This window comes from Nonomuraea basaltis, from assembly GCF_005893125.1.
Lineage (GTDB): Bacteria > Actinomycetota > Actinomycetes > Streptosporangiales > Streptosporangiaceae > Nonomuraea > Nonomuraea basaltis.
On the sequence record NZ_VCJS01000522.1, the window covers coordinates 1 to 1,703 of the forward strand.

Annotated in this window: 2 protein-coding genes; both read right to left on the bottom strand. The window is 65.5% G+C overall.

Annotated elements, in window-relative coordinates; genetic code table 11:
* Positions 1-342 precede the first annotated feature (342 nt).
* Positions 343-1,089 carry a spermidine synthase gene (locus tag EJK15_RS69120; RefSeq protein ID WP_206062355.1) on the bottom strand — a complete coding sequence of 249 codons (747 nt, stop codon included), beginning with the start codon at positions 1,087-1,089 and terminating at the stop codon, positions 343-345.
* Positions 1,090-1,303: 214 nt separating this feature from the next.
* Positions 1,304-1,703: ArsR/SmtB family transcription factor (locus tag EJK15_RS69125; protein ID WP_138720895.1), on the bottom strand; the 400-nt coding region annotated here is incomplete at its 5' end.

Below are 1,703 nucleotides of genomic sequence, written 5' to 3' on the forward strand. Positions count from 1 at the left end.
CACCACCGCCAGCGCCAACTCCGGCCACCTCGCCTTCACCCTCACAGCAAGACGAACGACCAGGACGATAGACCTTCAGAATCCCCGAAATCTCGTCAACGTCCACAGAAGCCGGAGCACCAGCAGAAACGCCCAGGTCCTGGGGCTAGAGAGGCCAAAGAAGCCCAGTGGAACTCAAGGGTTATTAGTTAGAAGACCATGCCGACGATCGCCGCGTGCTTCGAGCAGGCGATTACGCCCTCCGGCCGCCGCGTCACCGTTCTGCGTGCGTGATCGGTCCCTGAGCGGTCAGAACCAGTCGAGGGCACGCCTGAGTCTTGCCCCCCGAGATGACAGGCGGACCTAAATAGGTACCGCTGGTGGCGAATCGACTGCGTCCGCGTCGGCCACCGGCTGGGCGTCACCGACGAAGCGATCCAACTCGCCACCACTGAGCAGTCGCACGGGAGCGGACGCACGCTCCGCCCACTCGGCCAGCGCCCGCGTTGGCAGGCCGCCGTTCGCGCCCACGAGTAAGAGATTTCCGATCCGGTCGCCGTGCAGCACATCCGGCTCACAGAACAGGCACACATCGCCGAACGCCGCACGTAATGTCGCAACCTGACGACGCGCGAAATCGAAGGGTACCGAATCCAGGATATTCAGCGCGTACTGCCCACCCTGATTCAGTACCCCTGCCGCCGCGGTGGCGAACTCCAGACTCGTAAGCCGCGCGGGTACCCCAGTCCGGGTCAACACGTCCGTGACGATGAGATCGTAGGCTCGCGGACGCGAAGACCGCATCGCGTCCCGCGCGTCCGCGATACGGATTTCTATCGCGGAATCAGACGGCAACGGCAACACTCTCCTGACCGCCTCCATCAGCACGGCGTCCCGATCGACGACCAGCTGAGCCGACCCCGGCCGGGTGGCGGCCACGTACCGCGGGAGCGTGAGACCTCCGCCACCCAGGTGCAGCGCCCTGATCGGCGCACCAGGGTCCGCGACACAGTCTGCGATCGACGCGAGCCACTGAACATACTTGAATCTCAGATGACGTGGGTCAGCAAGGTCCACATAGGACTGCGGAAAATAGTCGAATAACAGCACCCAGAATCCGGCGATTGGGATCCGGCGCCAGGTCGACCACGCCGAAATCGGTCGACACGCTCACCGCGTCTTTGGGTCGTTCATAGACAGTCATAAGGGCTCCTCGAAGTTGATCGGGGTTTGACGTCTCGCCAGCGTAGGGGGCTTGAGAGAGCTCCCCAAGTCGGCCGAGCTGCGCACGGTCTCCATCAACGGCACCGACCGCACCACCGTCTCAGGCCTCCTGTCCGAACTGATCGGGACCGGGGTGGGCAGCGTCCTCCGCTTCGCGGTCGACACCGACGGCCCGAAGTCCTGATCCGGCGACGAGGGCGTCGCCGAGTTCCGAGCGCAGATAGAGGACCGAGCGGCCGTGGCGGGCGCTGGCGAGGAGGCCGGCGGCGCGGAGGGTGCGGAGGTGCTGGTTGACGGCCGAGGGGGTGACGCCCAGGCGGCCGGAGAGTTCGGTCGATGAGGCGGGGGTCTCAAGCATGGTGAGCAGCCCTGCCCGGGTGGCGCCCAGAAGGTCGGTGAGCACTCCTGGGGAGTGACGGGGCTCCGGTTGCCAGAGCGTGCCGACGCCCCGAGTGCCGTACATGATCAAAGGGGGCTCGGACGGGGAGATGGGGGCCTTT